The sequence below is a fragment of the Priestia sp. P5_B4 genome (assembly GCF_056400385.1).
On record NZ_JBFULJ010000576.1, the window covers coordinates 1 to 2,474 of the forward strand.

Annotated in this window: 4 protein-coding genes; 3 read left to right on the forward strand and 1 reads right to left on the reverse strand. The window is 37.3% G+C overall.

Features of this window, described 5'->3' with window-relative positions; genetic code table 11:
* From AC1DRF_RS23155 to AC1DRF_RS23165, 3 genes are all read left to right on the forward strand, one after another.
* On the forward strand, positions 1-680 hold a 680-nt coding region (locus AC1DRF_RS23155), incomplete at its 5' end, for an agmatinase family protein (protein ID WP_477741796.1).
* A gap of 188 nt (positions 681-868) precedes the next feature.
* Positions 869-1,300 (forward strand): MarR family winged helix-turn-helix transcriptional regulator, encoded by a 432-nt coding sequence (locus AC1DRF_RS23160; protein WP_477727552.1) that lies wholly within the window; start codon positions 869-871, stop codon positions 1,298-1,300.
* A gap of 3 nt (positions 1,301-1,303) precedes the next feature.
* On the forward strand, positions 1,304-1,468 hold the full coding sequence (locus AC1DRF_RS23165; RefSeq protein WP_164797590.1) for a hypothetical protein: 165 nt from the start codon (positions 1,304-1,306) through the stop codon (positions 1,466-1,468).
* Positions 1,469-1,553: 85 nt separating this feature from the next.
* Here the strand turns inward: AC1DRF_RS23165 and AC1DRF_RS23170 are convergent.
* Positions 1,554-2,474: nucleoside hydrolase (locus tag AC1DRF_RS23170; RefSeq protein ID WP_477741797.1), on the reverse strand; the 921-nt coding region annotated here is incomplete at its 5' end.

The window sequence follows — 2,474 nt, forward strand, 5'->3', positions numbered from 1 at the left end:
TCACGGATATAGGGAAGTCTCATCAGTATATAAAAGAAGCGATGATGTCTATGCGGAAATGCCATCCGCATGCGCTTCCTATTATGCTTGGAGGAGATCATTCTATTACAGCTATGTTAGTAAAAGGGTGGAAAGAGTCATATCCCGAACAGAAAATAGGGATTTTACAGTTTGATACGCACTTTGACTTACGCAGCTTAGAAGATAACGGTCCTTCTAACGGAACCCCTATACGTAATTTAATCGAAAGCAACACGATTGATGCAGCTCATGTATGGAATATCGGACTTCACGGGTTTTATAATTCAAAATCGTTAAAGGAATATGCAGATAGCAAAGGCGTCCATTATGTAACATTACTGCAAGCAAGAAAAGCAGGAATAACTCATACGGTGAAAGAAGCATTAAAACAGCTGAGCAAAGAGGTAGACATGATCTATTTAACAGTTGATATGGACGTGTTAGATATCGCTTACGCACCGGGAGTTCCAGCAGGAACGACAGGCGGAATGAGGACAGATGAGTTGTTTGAAGCAGTATACACCGCCGGGAGTCATCCGCTTGTTCAAGCAATGGACATTGTATGTCTAGATCCGCTGCGTGATGTAGGAGAAATTACCGTGAAAGCAGGCGTACACGTGTTTTTGAATTTTTTAACGGGCGTTGCAAACAGAAAGTAAGGAAGTGTGCTTCCTTACTTTTTTATGGCTCTTTTTATAAGATTAAGAAACGATTGTTGAGATTGGGATAAAATAACTTTAGAAGTATGTATGGATTTTAGTAAATATATTTTTACTAAAATAAACTATTTTTATTGTTTTTATTCAAATTTAGTAATAATATATTTACTAAAGAAGGTGGATATCTCATGAAGGAAAAGCTGGCTAAGGAATATATCGCTTTAATACCGATTTTATTTGAAAATTTCAAGAACTTAAATAAAAATGAAGTGAAATTAACACATTTACAAAATCACGTAGTTGAATTTATGTATATGCAAAAAAAAGATTTGAATATTAAGGAAATTAGCCAAGGGTTAAATATTGCCAAACAACAGTTAACGAATGTTATCAGTGAATTAGAAAATGAAGGATATTTAATCAAAATGCCTGATCCGCGAGATAAGCGTGCGGTTTTAGTCTCATTAACGTCTAAAGGAAAAAGTATTCAAGAGGAAAAATGGAGAGGAATTTATAGTAACTTTCATGCAAATCTTGCGAAGTTAAATGAAGAAGAGCAATTAGACCTGCACTTCGCTCTTCATAAATTAAATGTTTTATTAAAAAAGATGGAGGGATAAATCATGAATCAAAGAGAGCGAATTTCACTTATTAGTGTAGGCGTTATAGGCGGGACAGTAATGGGAGTAATTTATAAAGATATATCAAACTGTTTAATTACAGGTGTTATTGTTGCTTCAATCATTACTGTAATGCTCAATCAAAAAGCGAAAAAAACAGCTAGATAGTATGAATAAAAGTAAGTCAGCACCAGCAAGTTGCGAACTCGACGTTCTGGTGCTGATCTTATAAAACCTATCTTCTAGATGAACATTACGAAGCCGAATATGTGTTAAGAGCCTCAATCATTAAATCCCAAAAACCATCTACATCAAGGGTTAAACCAAACTTCGCATTTGCTTTCCTTCCTGTAACTCCAAGCAAATCAACTGAAGTCGTTCCAGCCGTGTATTCTCCGCGTGTTTCTACTACAATATTAACTTCTTTGAGCGTAAATAGTTCTGGAGCTATGCAATAAGCAACGGTTAATACATCGTGAACAGGCGGACCATCAAAGCCAAACGTTTCTTTATAGGCAGATTTAAAAAACGCTAATAATTCACCCACCTTTTTTGCTACGTTATTATCAATGTTCATCACTTGGTTAATAACGTTATCTGTTGCAACGGCTTGATGCGTAATATCTAACCCCATTACTACTAGTGGAATACCGCTATCAAACACTTTTTTAGCCGCTTCTGGATCTGCCCAAATGTTAAACTCAGCCGTTGGCGTCCAGTTCCCGAAGGTTCCACCGCCCATAAGGATAATCTCTTCAATGTTTTCTTTAATTTCTGGAGCTTTTATTAAAGCTAAAGCAATGTTCGTTAAAGGACCGGTAGGCAAAAGCGTAACGGGATCTTCTGACTCTTTGACCATTCGTATAATAGTATCTACTCCGTGTTCTTCGCTCCAGCTGCGAGAGAGAGCCGGGAACTCAGGGCCGTCTAATCCTGAATCCCCGTGTATACTAGGCGCGTTTTCACGTCTGCGCATCATTGGTTCGCTTGCTCCTTTTGAAACAATCACGTTATGTAACGATACTAAATCACACACTTTCAAAGCATTCATCGTCGTTTTTTCAATTTCTGCATTTCCTGAAACAGTTGTAATCGCTAAAATATCTAATTCCGGTCGTGCGGCAGCCAAAATAATAGCAATAGCATCATCATGACCTGGATCACAGTCCATAAT